Source organism: Niallia circulans, assembly GCF_003726095.1.
Classification (GTDB): domain Bacteria; phylum Bacillota; class Bacilli; order Bacillales; family Cytobacillaceae; genus Niallia; species Niallia circulans_A.
The window spans coordinates 664,023-690,175 of the sequence record NZ_CP026031.1; the positions used below are offsets into that span (position 1 = coordinate 664,023).

A 26,153-nucleotide genomic window follows, 5' to 3' on the forward strand; every position below is an offset into this window, starting at 1 on the left:
CGAGAAGGCTGAGAGTCGTTTAGGGTCAGTCTAGGTATTAAAATGGTATGTTACTCCATATCACCAAGACTTGAGATGCGGACAGTTCGATACTGCTGAATATCGACGAATTAGGAGGATTTGTCATGTTGGAATTTGATACAAATATAGATTCACTAGCTGTAATAAAGGTTATAGGTGTAGGTGGCGGTGGAAATAACGCTGTTAACCGAATGATTGAGCATGGCCTACAAGGGGTAGAGTTCATTGCTGTAAATACAGATGCACAGGCATTAAATTTATCTAAAGCAGAAATCAAAATGCAAATTGGTGGAAAACTTACAAGAGGATTAGGGGCAGGTGCAAATCCTGAAGTAGGGAAAAAGGCTGCTGAGGAAAGCAAAGAACAAATTGAAGAGGCATTAAAAGGAGCAGATATGGTCTTCGTTACGGCAGGAATGGGTGGCGGAACTGGAACAGGTGCTGCACCAGTTATTGCTCAAATCGCCCACGACCTAGGCGCCTTAACAGTAGGGGTAGTAACAAGACCTTTTACTTTCGAAGGAAGAAAAAGATCCACACATGCTGCAAGCGGGATTACAGCATTGAAGGATGCTGTCGATACATTAATCGTTATTCCAAACGACCGCTTACTTGAAATCGTAGATAAATCAACTCCGATGCTTGAAGCGTTTAGAGAAGCGGATAATGTATTACGCCAGGGTGTACAAGGTATCTCTGACTTAATCGCAACACCAGGGCTGATTAACTTAGACTTCGCTGATGTGAAAACAATTATGGTGAATAAAGGTTCTGCACTTATGGGGATAGGTGTTGCAGCAGGGGAAAACCGTGCAGCTGAAGCAGCGAAAAAAGCAATTTCTTCACCACTTCTGGAGACTTCCATTGATGGAGCACAAGGAATATTGATGAATATTACCGGTGGAACGAATTTAAGCTTGTATGAAGTACAAGAGGCAGCCGATATTGTGGCATCTGCTTCCGATCAAGATGTAAACATGATTTTCGGTTCTATTATTAATGATGATTTGAAAGATGAAATTGTTGTTACGGTGATTGCTACTGGCTTTAACCAAGATTTATCGCAGCTCCAGCCAGATAGACCTGGATTTGGCGGCTTAAAGCCAAATAACAATAACGCAAACCCTGTCAACAATCCGGTTAACAATAGAGAAGTAAAACGTGAAGAGCCGCATGTGCAAAAAGAACAACAACAACCAAGAAGCAATGCGCAACAACCAGAAGATGCTTTAGATATTCCGACATTCTTAAGAAATAGAAACCGCAGAAGGTAATTATTTCTTTAGCAAAAACCTTTCCATTTTTTCATAATGGAAAGGTTTTTTGTTTTATCTTCCAGGAATAAAGTAATCTCCCCTTTTATTTAGAGTAAAACTCATCACTTCTTTTATTCTTCCCTTTTTATTCCTTTGAATTAGTAAAAAAACTGATAATATTTCGCTAGAACTTAAAGTTTTTAACCGAGGAGATATAGTGACAAAAACCGTTAGAAATAGAGCAAATTTCTGATATTTTGATTACAGAAAGTGACAGAATTTCAAGAACAAGTACGTTATACTTTTTCGTAACAGATTAGTAGAGAGAAGATTTACTTCTTTTGTTGCTTTTATGAAGGAGAGGAGGAATTACATGCTTGGCCATTTATTTAGATGTGATATGGCTATTAAATTTTTTGTTTGACAGTTTATTACTATATTTAACAGGCATTCTATTAAAGAAAAAAATTATCCATTGGCGAATATTGCTTGGAGGGTTAATTGGTTCCCTTATTATCCTTTTTTCGATAACGCCGCTTAGTCCCTATACTAATCATCCCATATCGAAACTTCTATTTTCTATCGTGATGGTAGCAATGGCTTTTGGATATAAGCGATTTCGTACCTATATCCAAGCATTAATGATATTTTACTTAGCTACTTTTTTAATTGGGGGAACTTTGATAGGTGCTCATTATTTTATTCAGTTTGATTTCAATCTTTCTTCTTCTGTCCTTCTTGCAAGCATTAAAGGCTTTGGTGACCCGATAAGTTGGCTTTTTGTTTTGTTAGGATTTCCGATTGCTTGGTACTTTTCGAGAAGAAATGTGGAAGGGATGGAAGTGACAAAGATTCAATATGAACAGATAATCGACGTTATTTTTCAAGTAGGGGGAAAAGAATTTTCTATCAAGGGTTTGGTGGATAGTGGTAATCAAGTATATGATCCCATTTCCCGCCTTCCCGTAATGTTTGTATCTTTGAAAAATATAGAAAAGGATATGCCAGCAGAAATAATTCGTCTCACGGACCAGCCAGAAGCTATTATCTATGGCAGTCAACCAATCGCACCAGAATGGGAAAGCAAGATGCGAATTATTCCATATAAGGTAGTCGGCAAGGACCACCAGTTACTTATTGCTGTGAAACCAGATTCTTTGTTTTTAAAAAAAGAGCAGGAAGTAATTGCAGTGGAAAAGGGATTAATCTCGTTTACCAATCAAGTTCTATCTGCTGAGGGCATATTTGATTGTATTGTTCATCCAAAAATGCTCTTAGGAAAAAAATCAATCGAAGAAAAAGTTAGTTAATATACTATACTCACGAAAATCATCGTTTAGAAGGAGGAAATGCACATGAGTAAATGGAAGCTTCGCTTATCTTATTATTGGTACAAATTACTGATAAAACTTGGACTGAAAACAGACGAAGTATTTTATATTGGTGGAAGTGAAGCACTGCCTCCTCCGTTAACGAAAGAAGAAGAGGAAATCCTTTTAGAAAAACTTCCAAAAGGAGACCAAGCAGCTCGTTCGATGCTGATAGAGAGAAATTTACGCCTTGTTGTTTATATCGCAAGAAAGTTTGAAAATACTGGGATTAACATCGAAGATTTAATCAGCATTGGCACAATCGGATTAATTAAGGCGGTTAATACGTTTAATCCGGAAAAAAAAATAAAACTGGCCACATATGCTTCAAGATGTATTGAAAATGAAATTTTGATGTATTTGCGCAGAAATAATAAAATCCGTTCAGAGGTTTCATTTGATGAGCCGTTAAATATAGATTGGGATGGAAATGAACTTCTTCTCTCCGATGTTATGGGCACAGAGGATGATATTATTACGAAAGATTTAGATGCAAGTGTAGATAAAAAGCTATTAGTAAAAGCACTTCACCAATTGTCTAACAGAGAGAAACAAATCATGGAATTACGGTTTGGTTTAGGAACGGGAGAAGAAAAAACGCAAAAAGATGTAGCAGATATGCTTGGGATATCCCAATCGTATATTTCTCGCTTAGAGAAAAGGATTATTAAAAGACTACAAAAAGAATTTAATAAAATGGTCTAAAAAATTTTTTCGTTCGGAAAGCCTTGTCCCACATAAATTGAGTTGAAATTAGCGTAAATTGGAAATTTAACAAAAATTCATCCCATGCATATTTTTCCTTCTCGGGGAGATACTGTTTTTTGTACAGCAGCTCCTGTGAGGAGGGAAATAGATTGACTCGAAATAAAGTAGAAATTTGCGGTGTGGATACATCAAAGCTTCCAGTATTAAAAAATGAAGAAATGAGATTGCTCTTCAAGCAAATGCATGAGGGAGATACATCCGCAAGAGAAAGTCTCGTAAATGGGAATCTCCGCCTCGTACTAAGTGTGATACAACGATTTAATAATCGAGGAGAATTCGTGGATGACTTATTTCAAGTGGGTTGTATTGGTCTAATGAAATCTATCGATAATTTTGATTTAAGTCAAAATGTTAAGTTTTCCACCTATGCTGTTCCGATGATTATTGGAGAGATTCGTCGTTATTTACGCGACAATAATCCAATTAGGGTTTCCAGATCTCTGAGAGACATTGCTTATAAGGCATTACAGGTCAGAGAAAGGTTGATGAATAAAACATCAAAAGAACCAACAGCTGAGGAAATTGCCAAAGAGTTAGACATTCCACATGAAGATATTGTCTTTGCATTAGATGCTATTCAAGATCCAGTATCGCTTTTTGAACCAATCTATAATGATGGTGGAGATCCGATTTATGTAATGGATCAATTAAGTGATGAAAAGAATAAGGATATACAGTGGGTGGAAGAATTAGCATTAAAAGAAGGAATGCGCCGATTAAATGATCGAGAAAAGTTGATATTGCGAAAGCGGTTTTTTCAAGGGAAAACACAAATGGAAGTGGCAGATGAGATCGGCATCTCACAAGCGCAAGTCTCAAGATTGGAAAAAGCTGCTATTAAACAAATGAATAAAAACATTCAAAGCTAAATAGGAATAAAACAGGTTAGACTTCTTAAAGTAGGTACTTTAATGATTGTCTAGCCTTTTCTATTGGTAAAAAGGGAGAGGAATGGCAGGTTAGAAAAGAGCGAGTTTCGAATTTCATAAAATGCAACCTTATTTCTACAGAAAAATATGTTTTTCTGTGACCAATGACAGCTCTATATGGTAAACTAAAACAAAAAGATGGGGTTAGATAATGGAACCTTTTATTTTAAGAAATAAGCAGTTTTTCAATCTTGATTTATGGGAGCAGCAGTTTCCGAATCTAATAGCTGGTTTCACAACAAAAAATGGTGGGAAAAGTAAAGGCGATTATGCAAGTTTAAATATGGCGTTTCATGTAAATGATCAAAAGGATACAGTGGTTGCAAACCGTAAGGAACTAGCACAAAAATTATCTTTCCCATTAGAGCAATGGGTTGGTGCTGTGCAAACACATCAAGTTAATATTGTGGAAGTAACACAAGCACATTTAGGTATGGGTGCAAGCGATTATGATAGTGCGTTAAAAGATACGGATGGTTTGTTTACTTTTGAAAAAAATATATTATTAACTTTATGTTTTGCAGATTGTGTTCCTTTATATTTCATTCATCCAGCTACAAAAGCAGTAGGTATCGCTCATGCTGGATGGCAAGGAACCGTAAAAGGCATTGCCGGGGAAATGATGAAAGTTTTTGCTTCTCATAAGATACCAAGAGAAGAAGTGCTCGCCATTGTTGGTCCTTCTATCTCAGAGCGCCATTATGTCGTGGATGATCGTGTTATTAATGAAATAGAAAAGGCAATACAATCAGAACACAAGCCATTTACGACTATTTCTCCAGGACAATACAGACTGAATTTACAAGAAGCAAATAAGCAGATATTGTTAGAAAGTGGTATGCTCGAAAGTAATATTCATCTAACCGACTATTGTACTTACGAAGATGATGCATATTTTTTCTCTCACAGAAGAGATAAAGGGAACACTGGGAGAATGATGAGTTATATTGGATGGAGAGAGGAAGACGAAAATTAAATGTTAGTGAAAGATAATCTTAATGGAATAAAACAAGAAATAGTAGCAGCATGTAAAAAAGTGAATCGTCAGCCAGAAGAGGTTACGATAATTGCTGTCACAAAATATGTTACAATAGAGCGAGCAAAAGAAGCACTCGATGCTGGCATTGTTCATTTAGGAGAAAATCGTGAAGAAGGATTATTAGCAAAATATGATGTTCTTCAAGACAAGCCTATATGGCATTTTATCGGATCATTGCAGACGAGAAAAGTAAAAGGTATTATAGATTATGTAGACTATATTCACTCATTGGATCGACTTTCTCTAGCAAAAGAAATACATAAAAGAGCGAATCGAACCATAAAGTGTTTTGTACAGGTTAATGTTTCCAATGAAGAGTCAAAGCATGGAATGAAGCCAGAGGAAGTTATCGATTTTGTTAAACAGTTGTCCGAATATCCTCATATTCAGGTAGTTGGATTAATGACGATGGCACCATTTACAGATGATAAAGAATTCTTGCGTGAGTGCTTTCAGAATTTAAAAAGCATTCAAGAAGATGTTAAAGGACTACAATTACCATATGCTCCATGTACAGAGCTTTCTATGGGAATGTCAAATGATTATTCTATTGCGATCGAAGAGGGAGCAACGATGATAAGAATTGGAACTGCTTTAGTAGGAAGCGAGAATTAGGAGGCAAGTGAAATGAGCATAAAATCAAAAATTAAAACGTTTTTCTTTTTAGAAGATGAAGATTATGAAGAAGAGCAAGTAAACTATCAAGAAGAACCAAGCGAGCCGGCAAGGAATTATAAGCAGCCTGTACAGCATACTCACAGTCAGCATAACCATAACCATCATATTCAGCAGCAACAACCGAAAAACAGTCAAAATGTTGTGAGTTTACAAAGTGTACAGAAGTCATCGAAGGTATTTTTAGTGGAACCTCGTGTGTACGCAGAAGCACAAGATATTGCTGATCAATTAAAAAATCGTCGTGCAGTTGTTGTGAATTTACAGCGCATCGAAAAAGACCAAGGAAAGCGTATAATTGACTTCCTAAGTGGCACTGTTTATGCTATCGGTGGCGATATCCAGAAAATCGGTACGGATATATTCTTATGTACACCAGATAACGTAGAAGTTTCCGGGAATATCTCGCAAATCCTGCAAGATGCAGAATACGAAAATACGAGGTGGTAAAATCGAATGACGTTCATTATAAGTATTTTAGCTAATGCTTTAACCATATATTCTTACGCGCTTATTGTATATATATTAATGTCATGGATTCCGAATGCTCGCGAAACATCTATAGGTGTTTTTCTGGCAAAAATCTGTGAACCATATTTAGAGATGTTTAGAAGATTTATTCCGCCTCTTGGCATGATCGATATTTCGCCAATTGTTGCAATCTTCGTATTGAATCTAGCAGGAAGAGGGATTGGACAATTATTTTATTGGTTCTAAGTAATTTTATAAAGGTCTATACTGAACAAAGGTAGAAAGAGGCAGGGACAATACAAAATATATAATGCATAAAGACGAACAATCTCTAATTAAGTAGTAAAACCAATTCGTTCCATTGCGCTACAGACCCACGATGCGCCGGGGAGCAACCTAAGTCTCCTCGGCTAAAGCCTGTGGGGTCTTAGGTTTTGCTCTACTTCCCGCAGGAGTCGAGGGTCCTCCGCTCCATTCCACTCCGTTTTTAAAGGTTGTTTCGTTCCATTATTTTTTTTAAAAGAAAATATAATTATTAGGAAAAACGGAGCAGATTGAATACATGTAGACTCCTATGGGATCTGCGAGAAAGTCCGAGACCCTGCAGGCGAAGCCGAAGCGGCTCGGCGCTCGCCCCATGGAAAGCGAAGTGTATTCAGTCTGCGGTGACTAACCATAAAACCCATTCAGAATGAAAATAACAAACAATTATACGAGAATTTGATTAGCATCTCCATATAATTGTTCGGATTTATATTTGGTTGGAATACTTTTGTCCCAGCCCTTTTTCTATGCCAAAAAGGAGTTACAAAGATGTCAATTTATCAACATTTTCGTCCAGAAGAAAGAGAATTTATCGATCAAGTGCAAAATTGGCGAAATTATGTCGCGGATACTTATGCGCCGAAATTGACTGATTTTTTGGATCCGCGTGAACAAAAAGTCCTTAGGATGATTATCGGAGAAAATCAGGAAGTAAAATATGCATTTTTTGGCGGACATGAACAGGCGGAAAGAAAACGAGCTATCCTTTACCCTGAATATTATCAACCGATGGAAGCAGATTTTAATTTAGCCTTATTAGAAGTGAATTATCCCAAGAAATTTGTTACGATAGAGCATCCTCATGTTTTAGGAAGTTTAATGTCGCTTGGATTAAATAGAAGTAAATTCGGAGATATATTCGTTCTTGACGGGGATATTCAAGTTGTCGTTGCTGGTGAAGTTGAGGATTATGTAAGACTTCAACTTGATTCTATCGGAAAAGCAAAGGTAACACTTGCTGCTGTACCTTTAGAAAAAATAATTTTAACAGAGGAACACTGGACAGAGATGACTACGACTATTACGTCGCTTCGACTTGATGCGATTCTTGCTGCTATTTATAATTTTTCAAGAGAAAAAGCAAAAAACTATATCACCCAAGGCTTAGTAAAAGTTAACTTTACTTTAAATGAAAACGTCGCTTTTATGTGTGAAGAAGGGGATGTATTCTCAGTGCGCGGAGAAGGCAGAGCGACGATTAAATCGATTGAAGGCAAAACAAAAAAAGATAAATGGAGGATTGTAGTAGGTAAATTGAAGTAGAGAATCGAAAATGAAGGAATTCCCAGAATTTCTATTTCAGACAAAAAACATAGTTTTTTTATTGTATATATATGATACAATATTTTTTAGCAGCATTATTTTTCATGTTTCTTCTTATTTTTTAAAAATAATGCAGGAAATCCGATAATACTGTCGAAATAAGGATGATACATAAAGAAATTGAAGTTTGGGAGGTGGCTTTATGCCATTAACGCCGTTAGATATTCATAACAAGGAATTTGCCAAAGGCTTCCGTGGTTATGATGAAGATGAAGTAAATGAATTTCTTGATCAGGTAATTAAAGATTATGAAAATATTATCCGCGAGAAAAAAGAACTGGAAGAAAGATTAAACGAGTTAACTGACCGTATCGGCCACTATAATAATATTGAAGAAACATTAAATAAATCAATTGTTGTAGCACAAGAGGCTGCTGAGGAAGTTAAACGTAATGCACAAAAAGAAGCAAAACTAATTATTAAAGAAGCGGAAAAGAATGCAGATCGAATTGTGAACGAATCACTATCAAAGGCGAGAAAGATCGCGCTTGAAATTGAAGAATTGAAAAAGCAGTCAAAAGTGTTCCGTACACGTTTCAAAATGTTGATTGAAGCACAATTAGATATGTTAAACAACGATGATTGGGATCATTTATTAGAATATGAATTAGATGCATCAGAGTTAAATTCCACAAAATAAAGACCATAGTCTTGACGATAAGGTAGAATTGCAATATAATTTTTCACAAATATATATTCATGTAGCGTTGATAGGGATAGTAGATTGTCAAAAACTTATGAAAAGCGAATCAGGGATGGTGTAAGCCTGATATAAGTTGGCAATTGAAAATCACCCTGGAGTCTTTTTCTGAAAAGTTAAGTAAGAAAAAGCGGTTCATTGCCGTTAAAAAATGTCTAAGTGGATAAAAGTTATTTTTATCTATAAGGGTGGTACCGCGGGAACCTAATGGAAAAACCTTCTCGTCCCTTTCGTGGGGATGAGAAGGTTTTTTGCTGTCTATACTGAATTAGAGAATATTGGTTAGATGGAAGTATACATGAAAAAAGAGAATTAAGTTGGAGGAAGAAAATGGAATATAAAGATACGTTGCTCATGCCAAAAACAGCATTTCCGATGAGAGGAAACTTGCCTAATCGTGAGCCTGAAATTCAAGCGAAATGGAAAGAAATGAACATCTACGAAAAAGTACAGGAACGTACTCAAGGTCGCCCAATGTTTGTTTTGCATGATGGACCTCCATATGCAAACGGAGACATCCATATTGGACATGCGCTTAATAAAATTTTAAAAGATTTCATTGTTCGTTATAAATCAATGACTGGCTTTCAAGCACCATATGTGCCAGGATGGGATACACACGGTCTGCCAATCGAACAAGCTTTAACCAATAAAGGGGTTAAACGTAAAGAAATGACGATTGCTGAGTTCCGTAAACTATGTGAAGAATATGCATTAGGGCAAATCGACAGTCAACGAGAACAATTTAAACGCTTAGGAGTTCGCGGAGATTGGGAAAATCCTTATATTACTTTAAAGCCTGCATATGAAGCACAGCAAATTAAAGTGTTTGGAGAGATGGCGAAAAAAGGCTATATTTACAAAGGTAAAAAGCCAGTTTACTGGTCTCCAACAAGTGAATCAGCTCTTGCTGAAGCTGAAATTGAATATAAAGATAAAAAGTCTGCTTCCATTTATGTTGGCTTTAAAGTAAAGGATGGCAAAGGGGTTCTAGAAGAGGATGTACAAATCGTTATCTGGACAACTACTCCATGGACAATTCCTGCTAACTTAGGTATTTCTGTTCACCCTACTTTAACGTATGTTGTAGTGGAAGAAAAAGGCAGCAAATACTTAGTAGCACAAGACTTACTGGAAAGTGTTAAAACAGAAATTGGCTGGGAAGAAGCGAAAGTAGTTCAAGAATTGAAAGGGAAAGACTTAGAGTATATTCTAGCTGCACATCCAATCTATGGCCGTGATTCTTTAGTAATGTTAGGAGAACACGTAACAACAGATGCAGGTACTGGATGTGTTCATACTGCTCCTGGACATGGGGAAGATGACTTCTTAGTTGGGCAAAAATACGGATTGGAAGTTCTTTGTCCTGTTGATGATAAAGGGGTTATGACAGAAGAAGCACCTGGATTTGAAGGGTTATTCTATGATAAAGCGAATAAGCCGATTACCGAAAAACTGGAAGAGGCTGGAGCATTATTAAAGCTGCAATTTATCACTCACTCCTATCCACATGACTGGAGAACGAAAAAACCAGTTATTTTCCGTGCTACCGCACAATGGTTTGCTTCTATTAAAGACTTTAGAAATGAACTATTAGATGCAGTTAAAGAAACAGCTTGGGTTCCGGCATGGGGCGAAACAAGATTATTTAATATGATTCGTGATCGTGGAGACTGGTGTATTTCAAGACAACGTGCATGGGGAGTGCCAATTCCTGTATTTTATGCAGAAAACGGTGACAGCATTATTACGGATGAAACGATTGAGCATATTTCTAATTTATTTAGAGAAAATGGTTCAAATATTTGGTTTGAAAAGTCTGCGAAGGAATTATTACCAGAAGGATTTACACACCCTGGAAGCCCTAATGGAGAATTTACGAAAGAAACAGATATTATGGATGTATGGTTCGACTCTGGTTCTTCTCACCAAGCTGTATTGCTAGAAAGAGATGATCTGCAGCGTCCTGCTGACTTATATCTAGAAGGTTCTGACCAATATCGCGGCTGGTTTAACTCCTCTTTATCTACAAGTGTAGCGGTAACTGGTAAAGCACCTTATAAAGCTGTTTTAAGTCATGGCTTTGTTTTAGATGGAGAAGGCCGTAAAATGAGTAAGTCACTAGGAAATGTAATGGTTCCTGCAAAAGTTATGAATCAATTAGGTGCAGATATTTTACGCCTATGGGTAGCTTCTGTAGACTTCCAAGCAGATGTACGCGTATCTGATGCTATATTAAAACAAGTAACAGAAGGATATCGTAAAATTAGAAATACATTCCGTTTCTTATTAGGAAATCTTGCTGATTTCAATCCAGAAACAGATGCACTTTCCTACGATGAATTACGTGAAGTTGATCAGTTTATGCTGATTAAATTAAATAAATTGATTAAAAACGTAACAGAATCCTATGATAAATATGACTTCTCTACGATTTATCATAATATTAATAATTTCTGTACACTGGACTTAAGTGCATTCTATCTTGATTTTTCAAAAGATGTACTTTACATTGAAGCAGCAAATAATAAAGAAAGAAGAGCGATTCAAACCGTTCTTTACGAAAGCTTAATCAGCTTAACAAAATTAGTTGCACCAATCTTACCGCATACTGCGGATGAGGTATGGGATCATATCTCTTCTGCACAAGAAGAAAGTGTACAGCTAACTGATTTCCCAGCATACACAACATTTGAAAATAGTGATGTGTTAGAAGAAAAATGGAATAAATTCTTGGTTGTACGTGATGATGTGCTGAAAGCTTTAGAAGAAGCACGTAATCAAAAAGTAATCGGTAAATCACTTGCAGCGAAAGTAACATTGTATGTAAATGAAGAAGTAAATAGCCTTCTAAATTCCATTCAAGAAAACTTACAGCAATTATTTATCGTATCAGGTTTTGAAATTGCTGGTGCATATAATAGCGCACCTGAAGATGCTTTAAAACTTGAAAATGCAGCTATTGTTGTTACAAAAGCAGATGGTGAAACATGTGAAAGATGCTGGACTGTAACAACAGATGTCGGTAAAGTGGAAGCACATCCAACACTATGTGAACGATGCGCACATGTAGTAGAAGAAAATTATTAATAATTTTTTATATGAGGCTGAAACATAAACTTTCAAGCCGAAGTTAACCCCAAATAAGGATACGAAAAAATATTTCGTATCATTTGTTTGGGGTTTTTTTGATAAAAGGAAAAAAGTTTTGGAAAAGCCTTTTATTGGGAAAAGAAAACAGAAAAAGTGATTACATAGTGTGAAAAACATTCCTGGCTATTATCATAAAGCGGAGGGGATTTTTTATACATGTGAAAAGAAGTGAAATACTTCCACCTCCGTTAATAGTTGTTATGCCTGTTAAATCTTTAATCGGTTTTTGTCTCCCTCAATGGAAATGCTAAAAATAATTAAAGAAACGGAGGTAATGGAATTGAATTCTACTATTGAAAAGCTTTATACAGAACTCCGTATGACACAAATTGAATTAGTAACAACGTTAAGAGTAAAAAGAGATTCAAAAATAAATAAATATATTGAAGATGAACTAAAAGATGTAGAAGAAACGATGCAAAAGTTAGAAACTGGTAATTTTGGAATGTGTGAAATGTCAGGTGAATTGCTGCCATTTGATTTGTTGGAGATGATTCCGACAATTAGGACAAAGGACGATATAAACAGCATTCAATCCTATTATCGAAAGTCAATCCACTGATTAATACACTAGCTTCAAATAGAAATATGCGGCCAAGCTATCGTTTTCATCTAGTTTATGCTAAAATGCTAAAGGAGACTCGAGAATGGAGGAAACTTTAGTGTTTTATTACATAATTGCAGCTATTATTATTATTATTGATCAATGGACAAAATGGTTAGTTGTAAAAAATATGGAGCTGGGAGAAAGCATCGAGGTAATAAAAGATTTTTTCTACCTAACATCTCATCGTAATAGTGGAGCTGCATGGGGCATGCTGGAAAATCAAATGGTATTTTTCTATATTATCACCGTCATTGTGGTGATTGGGTTAATTTATTTGATTCAAACTGGTACAAAAGGAAAAATGCTGTATGGCGTTTCACTTGGTCTAATTTTGGGTGGTGCGCTTGGTAATTTTATCGACCGGGCCAGACATCAATATGTAGTCGACTTTATCAATACGTATATCTTCAATTATGATTTCCCTATATTTAATATTGCAGACTCATCTTTAGTAATTGGTGTTATTTTATTAATCCTAGTGATGCTGAGGGAGGATAGAGACGCAAAGAAGGAGAAGAAACATGGAGAAAAAGGAACATATCATTCAAAGTGAACAAGTAAATGAACGAATCGACAAGATTGTTTCCACAATTAATGCAGATTGGTCCAGAACGCAGGTTCAACAATGGATAAAAGACGGTCATGTAACTGTTAACGGACAAACTGTCAAAACAAAGTATAAAGGTGTTTTAAATGATATAGTAGCTATTGAAGTACCAGAAGCAGTGGAGTTAGATGTAGAAGCAGAGGAAATGGATTTGGATATTTATTATGAGGATCAAGATGTTATCGTAGTAAATAAACCAAAGGGAATGGTTGTACATCCAGCACCTGGCCATGTAACAGGAACATTAGTAAATGGTCTGATGGCGCATTGTAAAGATCTTTCTGGGATTAATGGGGTGATGAGACCAGGGATTGTCCACCGAATTGATAAAGATACGTCTGGTCTGCTGATGGTTGCTAAAAATGATGCTGCGCATGAAAGCCTAGTGAATCAATTAGTAGCAAAAACGGTAACGAGAAAATATAAAGCATTAGTACATGGTTCTATTCCCCATGATTATGGGACAATTGAGGCACCGATTGGTCGTGACACGAAAGACAGACAAAGTATGGCTGTTGTAGATAAGGGGAAACACGCGGTTACTCATTTTCACGTGCTAGAAAGAATAGCGGAATACACCTATATTGAATGTCAATTAGAGACGGGACGTACCCACCAAATTCGTGTGCATATGAAGTATATCGGCTATCCGCTTGTGGGAGATCCTAAATATGGACCAAGAAAAACATTAGATATTGGCGGTCAGGCACTTCATGCTGGCTTACTAGGATTTGAACATCCACGAACAGGAGAATATCTAGAGTTCGAAGCACCTTTACCTAAAGAATATGAACAGCTTTTAGATACATTACGAAATAATCGTTGACAAGAGTTCTATCTTATATTAAGATAACTTTAGTTGAATAAGTCCTTTAAATCAATCCCGTGAGGTTGAGAAGGTAACGGATTATAGCTATTTTAAGTAATAGCTATCTTAGTATACGTATATCCTCTCATCCAAAAGGGTGAGAGGATATTTTTTTTAAAGATTGAATTCACAGCATGGATGGTGATCGAGATGTCAAAAAAGGCACTTGTACTAGACGATCAAGCAATAAGACGAGCATTAACTAGAATCGCTCATGAAATTATTGAAAAGAATAAAGGGATAGAAAATTGTATTCTAGTTGGCATTCGGACAAGAGGTATCTATATTGCAAACCGTCTTGCCGAAAAAATTGCCCAAATAGAAGGAAAGCCAATCGAAGTTGGAGAGTTAGATATTACGTTATATCGAGATGATTTAACGAAGAAAACAAAGAATGAGGAACCATTAGTAAAAGGATCAGATATTCCAACAGATATCCAAGGCTTAAAAGTCATTCTGGTAGATGATGTGTTATATACAGGTAGAACTGTTCGTGCCGGAATGGATGCACTGATGGATTTGGGAAGACCAGCATCTATACAGCTTGCGGTTTTAGTGGACAGAGGTCATCGAGAACTTCCGATAAGAGCTGATTATGTAGGGAAGAACATTCCAACTTCCAGTTCAGAAAAAATTGTAGTCGAGCTTGATGAAGTCGATGGACATGATGAAGTAAATATATTTGAAAATTAAATAGATCCCTTTTAAAAGCAGTCCTGTGAGGCTGAAAAGGGGAGTTTTTCTAAGGTTTCTTTAAACCTGCTTAAAACCCCTTTTTGCTGCGCAGAAAAGGGGTTTTATTTTTTCAATAGGGGATATTAATAACTTACTCAATTTTTTAAAACAGAAAGAGGAGACAGAAATGAACGAAACAAAACCCTTATTAGGAATTAATGATAAACCAAGTGCTCTTCAATGGATTACCTTAAGCTTACAGCATTTATTCGCCATGTTTGGCGCAACTGTATTAGTACCATTCTTAATTGAATTGAGTCCAGCGGTCGCTTTAGTCTCAAGTGGAATAGGTACACTCGCATTCTTAATCATTACACAATTTAAAGTACCTGCATATTTAGGCTCCTCTTTTGCTTTTATCGCACCCGTTATCGCGGCGAAGACAATGCCGGGCGGCGGGCCAGGCGCAGCAATGATCGGAACCTTTATTGCCGGAATTGTGTATGGAATTGTTGCCTTAACGATTAAAAAAGCAGGATATCGTTGGATTATGAATATCTTGCCACCGATCGTTGTCGGACCTGTAATCATGGTAATCGGATTAGCGCTTGCTACAACTGCGGTTGGACAATCAATGTATATGAATAATGGAGCTGAGAATCAAGAATACAGCTTACTTTATATCTCTGTAGCATTAGTGACATTACTTGCAACCATCCTTTTCACGATGTTTGGCAAAGGAGTATTCAGCTTTATCCCAATATTAGCAGGTATCGTAATCGGCTATGTCTATGCCCTGCTTGTAGGAGTGGTTAACTTTCAAGGAGTCTTGGATGCCAAATGGTTTGCAATGCCAGACTTTATCTTCCCATTCGTAGATTATCCTGTAACAATAAACCTTGCCCTACTAACAATTTTTGTTCCAGTGGCAATCGTGACACTAACGGAGCATATCGGTCATCAGCTTGTATTAAGTAAAGTAGTTGGAAAAGATTATATAAAAGATCCTGGCCTTCACAGAAGTATTTTAGGAGATGGAACTGCAACGATTATATCTGCTTTAATGGGTGGACCTGCAAAAACAACTTATGGAGAAAACATAGGGGTTTTAGCAATAACGAGAGTGTATAGTGTATATGTTTTAGGAGGAGCAGCAGTATTAGCAATAGGTTTTGGCTTTATCGGCAAAATTGCGGCCCTTATACAGTCTATCCCAACACCAGTAATGGGAGGCGTATCTATCCTTCTTTTCGGAATTATTGCATCATCTGGATTAAGAATTATTGTAGAAGCAAAGCTTGATTTTAATAAAAACCGCAATTTAGTTATTGCATCTGTCATCCTTGTAACTGGAATAGGCGGATTCTCGATTCATATGGGAGAACACTTTAAACTAGAGAGAATGGCTTTTGCTGCAATCCTCGGAATTATTTTAAACCTAGTATTGCCTGGTAGAGAAAAAGCAAAAGAAGATTTATTCGAAGAATCAATCGCAGTAGATGAAACTAAATAAGAACACCTTTTAAACAAGTACAGAGAGACTTATAAGGGTGCCAAAAACGATGCATAGATTATAGCCGCAGGTTTACTTTGCCTAAATCTATGCAAAAGTGAAATTTTTGACGCCCTAACGAGTATGTTAGGGCGTTTTTTTTGCGAAGTGAAGTTAGTAAACAGCAGCAAATCACGGGAGGTAGTATCATGGAAAACTTATTAACGACGACTGAGTTAACCGTTACAGAGATTCAGGAAATCTTAAGAGATGCACAAAGATTTGCAGATGGAGAAATATGGCGGCCGGCAAATCAATGTTTTATAGCAAATCTTTTTTTCGAAGCTAGCACGAGAACAAAAAGCAGCTTTGAAGTAGCGGAAAGAAAGTTAGGACTTGAAGTGATTCCTTTTGAAACGACAACCTCAAGTGTTGTGAAAGGAGAAACACTATATGATACTGTTCGAACGCTGGAATCAATAGGAGTAAATGCTGTAGTCATAAGGCACGAAACTGACCGCTACTTTGATGAGTTAGTCGGAAAAGTAAATATACCAGTCCTTAATGCAGGAGATGGCTGTGGTCATCATCCTACTCAATCATTGCTTGACCTTCTAACCATACAGCAGGAATTCCAACGCTTCAACGGCTTAAAAGTAAGTATTATCGGTGATATTAGCCATAGCCGTGTCGCTAGATCTAATGCAGATGCTCTGACAAGGCTAGGGGCAGAGGTTGTTTTTTCCGGACCAAGAGAATGGTTTGATGAAACAGTCTTACAAGATGCAAATTATGAAGATATTGATACAGCGATTGAAACATCCGATGTTGTGATGCTGCTGCGTGTCCAACATGAAAGGCATGGCGATGAAAGAGCTGTTTTTGACAAAGAAAGCTACCATAAGCTTTATGGATTAACAATAGAAAGAGAAAGAAAAATGAAGCAAGGAAGCATTATTATGCATCCTGCCCCAGTAAACAGAGATGTTGAAATTGCCGATGAACTTGTGGAATGCGAACGCTCCAGAATTTTTAAGCAAATGGAGAATGGTGTGTTTATCCGCATGAGTGTACTAAAAAGATCATTAGAAAATATCGGAGGGAGAAATGAACATGTCAATACTTATCAAAAATGGCCAGTTGCTTAATACTACAGGGGAATTAGAACAGAACGACATTTTGATTGAAAATGGAGCAATTAAGATGATTGCAAAGGAAATCAATGTAACTGCAGAGGAAGTGATTGATGCAGCTGGAAAAGTGGTTGCGCCAGGCTTTATTGATTTGCATGTTCATTTAAGAGAGCCAGGCGGCGAAAAGAAAGAAACGATTGCAACAGGGACAATGGCAGCAGCTAGAGGTGGATTCACAACGATTGCGAATATGCCAAACACTAGACCTGTGCCTGACACGGTCGAAAATCTACATAATTTAAATGAAAGAATTAAAAAAACAGCAAATGTAAATGTTTTACCGTATGCCTCCATTACAATTAGACAATTAGGGACAGAGCTTACTGATTTTAAGGCACTTAAAGAATTAGGAGCATTTGCCTTTACAGATGATGGCGTAGGAATTCAAGAAGCTGGCCAAATGCTTGAAGCAATGAAGCAAGCTGCTGCGTTGGATATGGCAATTGTCGCTCACTGTGAAGACAACAGCCTCATTAATAAAGGTTGTGTCCATGAAGGGGAATTTTCGAAGGCGAACGGTGTAAATGGAATACCAAGTGTTTGTGAATCAGTCCAAATTGCAAGAGATGTTCTTTTAGCAGAAGCAACAGGCTGTCATTATCATGTTTGCCATATCAGTACAAAAGAATCTGTACGTGTTGTAAGAGATGCGAAAAAAGCTGGAATAAGAGTGACTGCAGAGGTATCACCACACCACTTACTATTAGCAGATACAGATATTCCTTCCCTTGACACGAATTATAAAATGAATCCTCCTTTAAGAGGAACAGAGGATCGTGCTGCTCTAATCGAAGGGCTGCTAGATGGAACAATTGATTTTATTGCAACAGATCATGCACCACATACAGCAGAAGAAAAGGCACAGTCGATGCAGCTTGCACCATTTGGAATTGTTGGTTTAGAAACAGCATTTCCGCTCCTTTATACGAACTTTGTAAAAACAGGGGTCATGACGCTGCAACAGTTAATGGATTATCTAACGGTAAAACCAGCTCAAAGCTTTAAATTGGATACGGGAACATTAGAAACAGGAAAGAAAGCGGATATCGTAATACTTGATTTAGAAGAGAAAAATAAAATTGATCCTGAAACATTTTTATCAAAAGGAAGAAATACCCCATTTGCTGGTTGGGAATGTCAAGGTTGGCCAGTTACAACAATTGTTAGTGGAAAGATTGCTTGGAGAAAGGAAAGTGTACACGCATGAAAAAACAACTAATTCTTGAAGATGGCACAGTATTTATCGGGAAAGGCTTCGGTGCCGATACAGAAAAATTTGGTGAAATAGTATTTAACACAGGTATGACAGGCTATCAGGAAATTCTATCCGATCCATCCTACTGTGGACAAATTGTCACACTTACGTATCCTTTAGTGGGGAATTATGGCATCAATAGAGATGATTTTGAATCGATAACGCCTGCTATCCATGGATTTATTGTCAAAGAAGTGTGTGATTTCCCTTCAAACTGGCGAAATGAACTATCATTAGACGAATATTTTAAACAAAAGAAAATTCCCGGAATTGCAGGAATAGATACGAGAAAATTAACCCGTATTATCCGTCAATATGGAACGTTAAAAGGCGCCATTTGCAGCATCGAAGAAAATGCGGAAGAAGTAATTGCAAAATTAAAAGGTATTACATTAAGTGCAGAACAAGTAAAGCAAGTTTCAACAAAGAAACCTTATCCAAGCCCTGGCCGTGGAAGCCGCGTAGTGTTAGTAGACTATGGCATGAAGCATGGTATTTTACGAGAATTAAATAAACGAGATTGTGATGTAATCGTTGTTCCTTATAACACTACAGCAGAAGACATTCTAAATTTAAGTCCAGATGGTGTGATGTTATCTAACGGACCTGGGGATCCAAAGGATGTACCGGAGTCCATTGAAGCAATTAAAGGAATTATTGGGAAAGTACCGTTGTTTGGAATCTGTCTAGGTCATCAATTGTTCGCACTTGCAAGTGGGGCAAACACGGAGAAAATGAAGTTTGGTCATAGAGGATCAAACCACCCAGTGAAGGATTTATTAACAGGGAAGGTTTCGCTGACATCGCAAAACCATGGCTATACAGTAGAGGAAGAATCTATTAAATATACAAACTTAGAAATAACACATATTGCTTTAAATGATGGAACAATTGAAGGCCTACAGCATAAAGAATATCCAGCATTTACCGTACAATATCATCCAGAAGCTTCACCTGGACCAGAGGATGCCAACTATTTATTCGATCGTTTTATGGAAATGATACAATCTCACAAACAGGAAGGTGCCGCATATGTCAAAGCTTAAAAGTATTAAAAGTATATTAGTAATCGGATCAGGACCAATCATCATTGGGCAGGCAGCAGAATTTGACTATGCAGGAGCGCAAGCATGTATCGCTTTAAAGGAAGAAGGCTATCGTGTTATTCTAGTAAACTCCAACCCTGCGACCATTATGACAGATACAGAAATGGCAGATAAAGTGTATATAGAACCATTAACACTTGAATTTGTCAGCAGAATTATCCGCAAAGAGCGACCAGATGCTATTCTCCCAACATTAGGAGGGCAAACTGGCTTGAACCTTGCTGTTGAGCTTTCCGATGCTGGTGTGTTGAAGGAATGTGGAGTTGAAGTACTTGGAACAAAGCTATCTGCCATTCAGCAAGCAGAAGATAGAGACCTTTTCCGTAATTTGATGAATGAATTAGGTGAACCTGTACCAGCTAGTGATATTATCCACAATATGGAGGAAGCAAAAGCTTTTGTGGAGAAAATTGGTTATCCGGTTATCGTCCGACCTGCTTTTACACTAGGAGGAACTGGTGGAGGGATTTGCCATAATGATGAAGAATTAGAAGAGATCGTAACAAGCGGCTTGAAAAATAGCCCAGTTACACAATGTTTATTAGAAAAAAGCATCGCGGGCTTTAAAGAAATTGAATACGAAGTAATGCGTGATAGCAATGATAACGCGATTGTAGTATGTAACATGGAAAATATCGATCCAGTTGGGATTCATACAGGTGACAGTATTGTCGTGGCACCAAGCCAAACATTAAGCGACCGTGAATATCAATTACTAAGAAATACATCTTTAAAAATTATCCGTGCCTTAAAAATCGAAGGTGGCTGTAACGTACAGCTTGCCTTAGATCCAGATAGCTTTCAATACTATATTATCGAAGTAAACCCAAGAGTAAGTCGTTCATCTGCCCTTGCTAGTAAAGCAACTGGCTATCCAATTGCAAAGCTGGCGGCAAAAATTGCAGTAGGCTTAACATTGGATGAGATGATGAATCCTGTCACTGGAAAAACTTATGCAAGCTTTGAGCCAGCCCTTGATTATGTTGTAAGTAAAATCCCACGCTTTCCTTTCGATAAGTTTGAATCAGCAAAGCGTAATTTAGGGACCCAAATGAAAGCAACTGGGGAAGTAATGGCAATTGGCCGTACTTTTGAAGAATCTTTACTAAAAGCGATCCGCTCTCTAGAAGCAAAAGTATATCATTTCTCTCTAAATGCAGCAGATGAAACAAGTGATGAATTACTCGAGAAACGAATAAGAGTTGCCGGTGACGAAAGATTGTTTTATATAGCAGAGGCACTTAATCGGGGCATAAGCATAGAAACCATTCATGAGTGGAGTAAAATTGATCTCTTCTTCCTTTTCAAACTGGAAGGCATTATTAAGTTTGAGAAAGAGTTAGTTAACCATCCATTTGATGAGGAGTATGTAAAAGAAGCAAAAGAAAAAGGATTCGCTGATATTCAGCTTGCAAAGCTTTGGAACACAACAGAACTTGAAATATATAACTGGAGAAAAAAGAAAGGCATTGTACCTGTCTATAAAATGGTTGATACATGTGCTGCTGAATTTGAATCAGAAACACCATACTACTATGGAACATATGAAGAGGAAAATGAATCCATTGTCACAGATAAGAAGAGCATTGTTGTCCTTGGTTCGGGTCCAATTCGTATCGGTCAAGGAATTGAGTTTGACTATGCAACGGTTCATTCTGTTTGGGCAATCAAGGAAGCAGGCTATGAAGCAATAATCATCAACAACAATCCAGAGACTGTTTCAACAGACTTTAGTATTTCAGATAAACTTTACTTTGAGCCACTTACAATTGAAGATGTCATGCATATCATTGATTTAGAAAAGCCAGAGGGAGTAGTGGTTCAGTTTGGCGGACAGACAGCCATCAACTTAGCTGGTCCATTAGCAGAGCGTGGCATCAAAATTTTAGGAACATCTCTTGAAGATTTAGATCGTGCGGAGGACCGTGATAAGTTTGAACAAAGTCTTCAAGCCTTGGGTATACCACAGCCAGACGGAAAAACAGCGTTAACAGTTGAAGAAGCAATTGTCGTTGCACAATCAATTGGCTACCCTGTACTAGTAAGACCATCTTATGTATTAGGTGGAAGAGCAATGCAGATTGTTTATAAAGAAGAAGAGCTGGTTCCTTATATGGAGAATGCAGTTAAAGCAAGTCCGGGACAGCCAATCTTAATTGATCGATATTTAACAGGGAAAGAAATTGAAGTGGATGCAATCTGTGATGGCACTGATGTAGTAATTCCAGGAATTATGGAGCATATTGAGCGAGCGGGAGTACACTCAGGCGATTCGATCGCAGTCTATCCGCCACAAAGCTTATCTGCAGAAATCAAGCAAACATTAGTAGATTATACAACAAGGCTGGCAAAAGGGTTAAAAATCGTTGGTTTGCTGAATATCCAGTATGTTGTATCCAAAGGCGAAGTTTTTGTACTAGAAGTAAATCCTCGCTCTAGTAGAACAGTACCTTTCTTAAGTAAAATTACGAATGTGCCAATGGCGAAAATAGCTACTAAAGTTATTTTGGGTACTTCCTTAAAAGAACAAGGCTATCAATCCGGCTTAGTAGTAGAGAAGTCTGGTGTTTATGTGAAAGTTCCAGTATTCTCTTTTGCAAAATTACGAAGAGTAGATATTACCTTAGGTCCTGAGATGAAGTCAACAGGAGAAGTAATGGGGAAAGACATCACTCTTGAAAAGGCTCTTTATAAAGGGTTAATTGCTTCAGGAATGAAGATTAAAACATTCGGAACTGTTCTGATGACAATTGGCGATAAAGATAAGGAAGAGGCTTTACAGCTTGCAAAAAGATTTACGAATATCGGCTATAGCTTAATGGCAACAAGTGGAACAGCAGCTTTCCTTGAAAGCAATGACATTCCAGTAAAAGTGGTTGGCAAAATCGGTGGAGAAGGCCATACATTAATTGATGTCATCCGCAATGGAGAAGCACAATTTGTCATTAATACCTTCTCCAAAGGCAGTCAGCCAGCAAGAGATGGGTTCCGTATCAGACGTGAATCTGTCGAAAATGGGATTCCGTGTTTAACTTCTTTAGACACAGCAGAGGCGATCCTGCGAGTAGTTGAATCCATGACGTTCTCTACAGAGGCAATGGAGCCAAGCAAAAAGCAATCGGAGGCAGTGTTAATATGATCAAAAATGAAATCTGTACAGTAGTTGATCAGAAGGAAATCGCGGAGAATATTATGGAGCTCACCTTAACAGGTGGGCTTGTCTCTGAAATGAACGAGCCAGGTCAATTTGTTCATATCAAAGTAAGTGATCATTCTGCACCGTTATTAAGACGTCCAATTAGTATTTGCCACATTGATCAGGAAAGAAAAACATTTACGATGATCTACCGTGCAGAAGGAGCTGGCACCAAGCTTCTTGCCAAAAAACAAGCAGGAGAAGCTATTGATATCCTTGGTCCATTAGGAAATGGTTTCCCAATTGAAGAAAGTAAGTCAGGGCAGACAGCATTATTAGTTGGTGGAGGAATTGGAGTGCCGCCATTATATGAATTAGCCAATCGTCTAGTTGCCAAAGGAGTAAAGGTAGTGGCTGTATTAGGCTTTCAAACAGAATCCGTTGCTTTTTATGAAGAAAAGTTTGCCAAACTCGGGATACGTATATCGCTACAGTAGATGGTAGTTATGGTACACAAGGATTTGTGACAGATGTTATTTTTCAAGAAAAACTAGAATTTGACGTATTATATTCCTGTGGACCAACACCAATGCTTAAAAATCTAGAAAAAACATTTCCAGATAAAAAGGTGTTCATTTCTTTAGAGGAAAGAATGGGTTGTGGGATTGGTGCGTGCTTTGCTTGTGTATGTCATACAGCAGATGATCCAACAGGGTTTAGTTATAAGAAAGTATGTACAGATGGACCAGTATTTAGAACAGGGGAGGTTGTCCTATGAACCGACTTCAGGTAAAGCTTCCTGGATTAGAGCTTAAAAACCCGATTATGCCTGCTTCTGGCTGTTTTGGATTTGGACGGGAATACAGTAATTTATATGATTTAAGCAAGCTTGGTGCTATCATGATTAAAGCGACAACTGTGGAGCCTCGCTTTGGCAATCCTACACCAAGGGTCGCAGAAACTACTTCTGGGATGCTCAATGCTATCGGTCTTCAAAATCCCGGTCTTAAAAAAGTAGTTGGGGAAGAATTGCCATGGCTAAGTCAGTTTGATGTACCAATTATTGCAAATGTTGCTGGATCCGTTGAAGAGGATTACGTTGAAGTGGCGAAAGAGATTTCCAAAGCTTCGAATGTCGCCGCATTAGAATTAAACATTTCTTGTCCGAATGTAAAAACAGGAGGAATTGCTTTTGGAACAATCCCTGAGGTTGCAAAGGAATTGACGAAAAAGGTAAAGGAAGTATCAGAGGTTCCGGTATATGTAAAGCTATCTCCCAATGTGACAAATATTGTGGAAATGGCAAAAGCAGTGGAAGCAGGAGGGGCAGATGGGATTACCATGATTAATACGCTTGTTGGCATGCGTCTGGACTTAAAGACAGCACAACCCATTCTAGCGAACAAAACGGGAGGCTTATCTGGACCAGCTGTTAAACCTGTAGCAATTCGAATGATTTATGAAGTAAGTCAAGCGGTAAATCTGCCGATTATCGGAATGGGCGGTGTATCGTCGGCTGAGGATGTCCTAGAGTTTTTCTATGCTGGTGCAAGTGCAGTAGCAGTCGGGACAGCAAACTTTGTGGACCCATTCATTTGCCCAAAAATAATCGAAGAATTACCTGAGCTTTTAGATAAATACGGATTTGAACATATTTCAGAAGTAACTGGAAGGAGCTGGGGAAAGCATGAACAATTCGCTTATCATCGCGCTTGATTTTGCAACAAAGGAAGAGGTGCATTCCTTTTTGAGCAAATTTAATGGAGAATCTTTATTTTTAAAGGTAGGAATGGAACTTTTTTATAAAGAAGGACCAAGCATTATCAAGGAATTAAAAGAGCAAAATCATCAAATTTTCCTCGACTTAAAATTACATGATATCCCTAATACCGTTGGAAGTGCGATGAAAAATATTGCTAGCTTAGGCGTTGATTTAGTAAATGTCCATGCAGCCGGCGGAGTGGACATGATGGCTCGGGCAGTGGAAGGACTTGAAGCAGGGACACCATCTGGAATGAAGCGAGCAAAATGTATTGGAGTAACTCAGCTAACAAGTACGTCTGAAGCAAGCATGCAAAAAGAGCAGTTAATTTCAGTACCTTTAGTAGAGTCTGTTTTACATTATGCAACGATTACGAAAGAGGCTGGATTAGATGGCGTTGTTTGCTCCACATTAGAAGCTGGGGCCATTCGTGAACAATTAGGAGAATCGTTTCTCACTGTAACACCTGGCATTCGATTACAAACAGATCAAGTACAGGATCAAGTACGCGTTGCAACACCTCAAGTTGCCCGTGAGAATGGTGTATCAGCAATAGTTGTTGGTCGTTCGATTACAAGAGCAGAAAATCCATATGAAAGTTATACATTATTTAAATCAGAGTGGGAGGGCATTATGCTATGAAACATGAAATTGCTGAACAATTACTAGAGATTAAAGCTGTTTTTTTACAGCCAAATGATCCATTTACTTGGTCTTCAGGATTAAAATCTCCAATCTATTGCGATAATCGCTTAACTTTGTCTTATCCTAAGGTGCGTAAAAATATTGCGACAGGGTTAGCTGATTTAATTAAAGAAAATTTCCCCGAAACAGAAGTAGTGGCTGGAACAGCGACAGCAGGTATTCCTCATGCTGCTTGGGTAAGTGATATTTTAGATTTACCAATGGCATACGTCCGCTCAAAAGCAAAAGCGCATGGAAAAGGAAATCAGATTGAAGGAAAAGTGGAAAAGGGCCAAAAAGTAGTCGTCGTCGAGGATTTAATTTCTACTGGGGGGAGTGTCATCACAGCTGTTAATAGTTTACGAGAAGCAGGTTGTGAGGTTCTTGGTGTCGTTGCGATTTTTACATATGAATTACCAAAGGGCAAAGAACTCCTTGGGGACGCTGAGATTACAGCCTACTCATTAACAGACTATTCGAGCTTATTAGATGTAGCACAGAAACAAGGCTATATTCAAGAAGGAGATTTGGCAAGCTTAAATGCTTGGAAGGAAAGTCCGGAGAATTGGGGATAGATTAAGGAGTGAACAGCACTTTTATGTAAAGTGCTGTTTTTTAGTTTGAGTAAAAAAGTTTGTTATTGTTTGGGATTTGGTGAGAAGAATTGTTCATAAGAGGGATGAAAATGGAAGGGTGAAGGGGGGTTGGCGAAAAGTAGCGTTTATAGGGATGGTGAACG

At 37.8% G+C, this 26,153-nt stretch carries 23 protein-coding genes, 1 pseudogene and 1 other annotated feature; all 24 genes and pseudogenes read left to right on the forward strand.

The window, feature by feature from the left end:
* The first annotated feature begins 125 nt into the window (after positions 1 to 125).
* The 24 genes and pseudogenes from ftsZ to pyrE all read left to right on the forward strand — a co-directional run bounded on the left by ftsZ (position 126) and on the right by pyrE (position 25,989).
* Positions 126 to 1,295 (forward strand): cell division protein FtsZ, encoded by a 1,170-nt coding sequence (gene ftsZ, locus C2I06_RS03005; RefSeq protein WP_123257427.1) that lies wholly within the window; start codon positions 126 to 128, stop codon positions 1,293 to 1,295.
* Between the two features lie 359 nt (positions 1,296 to 1,654).
* Positions 1,655 to 2,587 (forward strand): sigma-E processing peptidase SpoIIGA, encoded by a 933-nt coding sequence (spoIIGA, locus tag C2I06_RS03010; RefSeq protein WP_123257428.1) that lies wholly within the window; start codon positions 1,655 to 1,657, stop codon positions 2,585 to 2,587.
* A 45-nt stretch (positions 2,588 to 2,632) separates the two neighbouring features.
* Positions 2,633 to 3,352 (forward strand): RNA polymerase sporulation sigma factor SigE, encoded by a 720-nt coding sequence (gene sigE, locus C2I06_RS03015; protein WP_095329103.1) that lies wholly within the window; start codon positions 2,633 to 2,635, stop codon positions 3,350 to 3,352.
* Between the two features lie 152 nt (positions 3,353 to 3,504).
* Positions 3,505 to 4,284 carry an RNA polymerase sporulation sigma factor SigG gene (gene sigG, locus C2I06_RS03020; RefSeq protein ID WP_047939922.1) on the forward strand — a complete coding sequence of 260 codons (780 nt, stop codon included), beginning with the start codon at positions 3,505 to 3,507 and terminating at the stop codon, positions 4,282 to 4,284.
* A gap of 211 nt (positions 4,285 to 4,495) precedes the next feature.
* Positions 4,496 to 5,320, forward strand: coding sequence for a peptidoglycan editing factor PgeF (gene pgeF, locus C2I06_RS03025; protein ID WP_123257429.1), 825 nt, complete (start codon positions 4,496 to 4,498; stop codon positions 5,318 to 5,320).
* On the forward strand, positions 5,321 to 5,998 hold the full coding sequence (locus tag C2I06_RS03030) for a YggS family pyridoxal phosphate-dependent enzyme (protein WP_095329105.1): 678 nt from the start codon (positions 5,321 to 5,323) through the stop codon (positions 5,996 to 5,998).
* Between the two features lie 12 nt (positions 5,999 to 6,010).
* Positions 6,011 to 6,508: a cell division protein SepF gene (locus tag C2I06_RS03035; RefSeq protein WP_095329106.1), complete on the forward strand. Its 498-nt coding sequence runs from the start codon at positions 6,011 to 6,013 to the stop codon at positions 6,506 to 6,508.
* 6 nt (positions 6,509 to 6,514) lie between these two features.
* Positions 6,515 to 6,775: a YggT family protein gene (locus tag C2I06_RS03040; protein ID WP_123257430.1), complete on the forward strand. Its 261-nt coding sequence runs from the start codon at positions 6,515 to 6,517 to the stop codon at positions 6,773 to 6,775.
* Positions 6,776 to 7,342: 567 nt separating this feature from the next.
* A complete protein-coding gene (locus tag C2I06_RS03045; RefSeq protein WP_095329108.1) occupies positions 7,343 to 8,116 on the forward strand; it encodes a YlmH family RNA-binding protein in 774 nt (257 codons plus the stop codon).
* Between the two features lie 202 nt (positions 8,117 to 8,318).
* Positions 8,319 to 8,816: a DivIVA domain-containing protein gene (locus C2I06_RS03050; protein WP_016201026.1), complete on the forward strand. Its 498-nt coding sequence runs from the start codon at positions 8,319 to 8,321 to the stop codon at positions 8,814 to 8,816.
* 58 nt (positions 8,817 to 8,874) lie between these two features.
* Positions 8,875 to 9,108 (forward strand) — a binding site (T-box leader).
* Between the two features lie 98 nt (positions 9,109 to 9,206).
* Positions 9,207 to 11,966 (forward strand): isoleucine--tRNA ligase, encoded by a 2,760-nt coding sequence (ileS, locus tag C2I06_RS03055; protein WP_095329109.1) that lies wholly within the window; start codon positions 9,207 to 9,209, stop codon positions 11,964 to 11,966.
* A gap of 343 nt (positions 11,967 to 12,309) precedes the next feature.
* A complete protein-coding gene (locus C2I06_RS03060) occupies positions 12,310 to 12,591 on the forward strand; it encodes a hypothetical protein (protein WP_095329110.1) in 282 nt (93 codons plus the stop codon).
* 85 nt (positions 12,592 to 12,676) lie between these two features.
* The gene (gene lspA, locus C2I06_RS03065) at positions 12,677 to 13,189 is read left to right on the forward strand and encodes a signal peptidase II (RefSeq protein WP_217279702.1); all 513 of its coding nucleotides are present in this window, start codon (positions 12,677 to 12,679) and stop codon (positions 13,187 to 13,189) included.
* Positions 13,158 to 14,069, forward strand: a complete 912-nt coding sequence (locus C2I06_RS03070) for an RluA family pseudouridine synthase (RefSeq protein ID WP_095329111.1) — start codon at positions 13,158 to 13,160, stop codon at positions 14,067 to 14,069. Before lspA ends, C2I06_RS03070 begins: the two co-directional genes overlap by 32 nt.
* Before the next feature lie 192 nt (positions 14,070 to 14,261).
* The gene (pyrR, locus tag C2I06_RS03075; RefSeq protein WP_095329112.1) at positions 14,262 to 14,804 is read left to right on the forward strand and encodes a bifunctional pyr operon transcriptional regulator/uracil phosphoribosyltransferase PyrR; all 543 of its coding nucleotides are present in this window, start codon (positions 14,262 to 14,264) and stop codon (positions 14,802 to 14,804) included.
* 169 nt (positions 14,805 to 14,973) lie between these two features.
* A complete protein-coding gene (locus tag C2I06_RS03080) occupies positions 14,974 to 16,299 on the forward strand; it encodes a solute carrier family 23 protein (RefSeq protein WP_123257431.1) in 1,326 nt (441 codons plus the stop codon).
* 188 nt (positions 16,300 to 16,487) lie between these two features.
* The gene (locus tag C2I06_RS03085) at positions 16,488 to 17,426 is read left to right on the forward strand and encodes an aspartate carbamoyltransferase catalytic subunit (RefSeq protein WP_123257432.1); all 939 of its coding nucleotides are present in this window, start codon (positions 16,488 to 16,490) and stop codon (positions 17,424 to 17,426) included.
* A complete protein-coding gene (locus C2I06_RS03090) occupies positions 17,392 to 18,678 on the forward strand; it encodes a dihydroorotase (RefSeq protein WP_123257433.1) in 1,287 nt (428 codons plus the stop codon). The genes C2I06_RS03085 and C2I06_RS03090 overlap by 35 nt, the downstream gene beginning before the upstream one ends.
* Complete coding sequence (locus tag C2I06_RS03095) at positions 18,675 to 19,772, forward strand: carbamoyl phosphate synthase small subunit (RefSeq protein ID WP_095329116.1); 1,098 nt, start codon at positions 18,675 to 18,677, stop codon at positions 19,770 to 19,772. The genes C2I06_RS03090 and C2I06_RS03095 overlap by 4 nt, the downstream gene beginning before the upstream one ends.
* On the forward strand, positions 19,759 to 22,971 hold the full coding sequence (gene carB, locus C2I06_RS03100; RefSeq protein WP_123257434.1) for a carbamoyl-phosphate synthase large subunit: 3,213 nt from the start codon (positions 19,759 to 19,761) through the stop codon (positions 22,969 to 22,971). The genes C2I06_RS03095 and carB overlap by 14 nt, the downstream gene beginning before the upstream one ends.
* Positions 22,968 to 23,746, forward strand: a pseudogene (locus tag C2I06_RS03105) (dihydroorotate dehydrogenase electron transfer subunit). The gene carB and the pseudogene C2I06_RS03105 overlap by 4 nt, the downstream one beginning before the upstream one ends.
* On the forward strand, positions 23,743 to 24,684 hold the full coding sequence (locus C2I06_RS03110) for a dihydroorotate dehydrogenase (protein ID WP_123257435.1): 942 nt from the start codon (positions 23,743 to 23,745) through the stop codon (positions 24,682 to 24,684). Before C2I06_RS03105 ends, C2I06_RS03110 begins: the two are co-directional and overlap by 4 nt.
* Positions 24,656 to 25,372, forward strand: coding sequence for an orotidine-5'-phosphate decarboxylase (pyrF, locus tag C2I06_RS03115; RefSeq protein WP_095329120.1), 717 nt, complete (start codon positions 24,656 to 24,658; stop codon positions 25,370 to 25,372). Before C2I06_RS03110 ends, pyrF begins: the two co-directional genes overlap by 29 nt.
* Entirely contained in the window at positions 25,369 to 25,989 is a 621-nt protein-coding gene (gene pyrE, locus C2I06_RS03120) for an orotate phosphoribosyltransferase (RefSeq protein WP_095329121.1), read from the forward strand. Before pyrF ends, pyrE begins: the two co-directional genes overlap by 4 nt.
* The last annotated feature ends 164 nt before the right edge of the window (positions 25,990 to 26,153 follow it).

Excerpts from the sequence above, each read along its gene's own strand:
- ftsZ (WP_123257427.1), top strand. The coding sequence starts at position 126 with ATGTTGGAATTTGATACAAATATAGATTCACTAGCTGTAATAAAGGTT.
- sigE (WP_095329103.1), top strand. The coding sequence starts at position 2,633 with ATGAGTAAATGGAAGCTTCGCTTATCTTATTATTGGTACAAATTACTG.
- pgeF (WP_123257429.1), top strand. The coding sequence starts at position 4,496 with ATGGAACCTTTTATTTTAAGAAATAAGCAGTTTTTCAATCTTGATTTA.
- C2I06_RS03030 (WP_095329105.1), top strand. The coding sequence starts at position 5,321 with ATGTTAGTGAAAGATAATCTTAATGGAATAAAACAAGAAATAGTAGCA.
- C2I06_RS03035 (WP_095329106.1), top strand. The coding sequence starts at position 6,011 with ATGAGCATAAAATCAAAAATTAAAACGTTTTTCTTTTTAGAAGATGAA.
- C2I06_RS03040 (WP_123257430.1), top strand. The coding sequence starts at position 6,515 with ATGACGTTCATTATAAGTATTTTAGCTAATGCTTTAACCATATATTCT.
- C2I06_RS03045 (WP_095329108.1), top strand. The coding sequence starts at position 7,343 with ATGTCAATTTATCAACATTTTCGTCCAGAAGAAAGAGAATTTATCGAT.
- C2I06_RS03050 (WP_016201026.1), top strand. The coding sequence starts at position 8,319 with ATGCCATTAACGCCGTTAGATATTCATAACAAGGAATTTGCCAAAGGC.
- ileS (WP_095329109.1), top strand. The coding sequence starts at position 9,207 with ATGGAATATAAAGATACGTTGCTCATGCCAAAAACAGCATTTCCGATG.
- lspA (WP_217279702.1), top strand. The coding sequence starts at position 12,677 with ATGGAGGAAACTTTAGTGTTTTATTACATAATTGCAGCTATTATTATT.
- C2I06_RS03070 (WP_095329111.1), top strand. The coding sequence starts at position 13,158 with ATGGAGAAAAAGGAACATATCATTCAAAGTGAACAAGTAAATGAACGA.
- pyrR (WP_095329112.1), top strand. The coding sequence starts at position 14,262 with ATGTCAAAAAAGGCACTTGTACTAGACGATCAAGCAATAAGACGAGCA.
- C2I06_RS03080 (WP_123257431.1), top strand. The coding sequence starts at position 14,974 with ATGAACGAAACAAAACCCTTATTAGGAATTAATGATAAACCAAGTGCT.
- C2I06_RS03085 (WP_123257432.1), top strand. The coding sequence starts at position 16,488 with ATGGAAAACTTATTAACGACGACTGAGTTAACCGTTACAGAGATTCAG.
- C2I06_RS03090 (WP_123257433.1), top strand. The coding sequence starts at position 17,392 with ATGTCAATACTTATCAAAAATGGCCAGTTGCTTAATACTACAGGGGAA.
- C2I06_RS03095 (WP_095329116.1), top strand. The coding sequence starts at position 18,675 with ATGAAAAAACAACTAATTCTTGAAGATGGCACAGTATTTATCGGGAAA.
- carB (WP_123257434.1), top strand. The coding sequence starts at position 19,759 with ATGTCAAAGCTTAAAAGTATTAAAAGTATATTAGTAATCGGATCAGGA.
- C2I06_RS03110 (WP_123257435.1), top strand. The coding sequence starts at position 23,743 with ATGAACCGACTTCAGGTAAAGCTTCCTGGATTAGAGCTTAAAAACCCG.
- pyrF (WP_095329120.1), top strand. The coding sequence starts at position 24,656 with ATGAACAATTCGCTTATCATCGCGCTTGATTTTGCAACAAAGGAAGAG.
- pyrE (WP_095329121.1), top strand. The coding sequence starts at position 25,369 with ATGAAACATGAAATTGCTGAACAATTACTAGAGATTAAAGCTGTTTTT.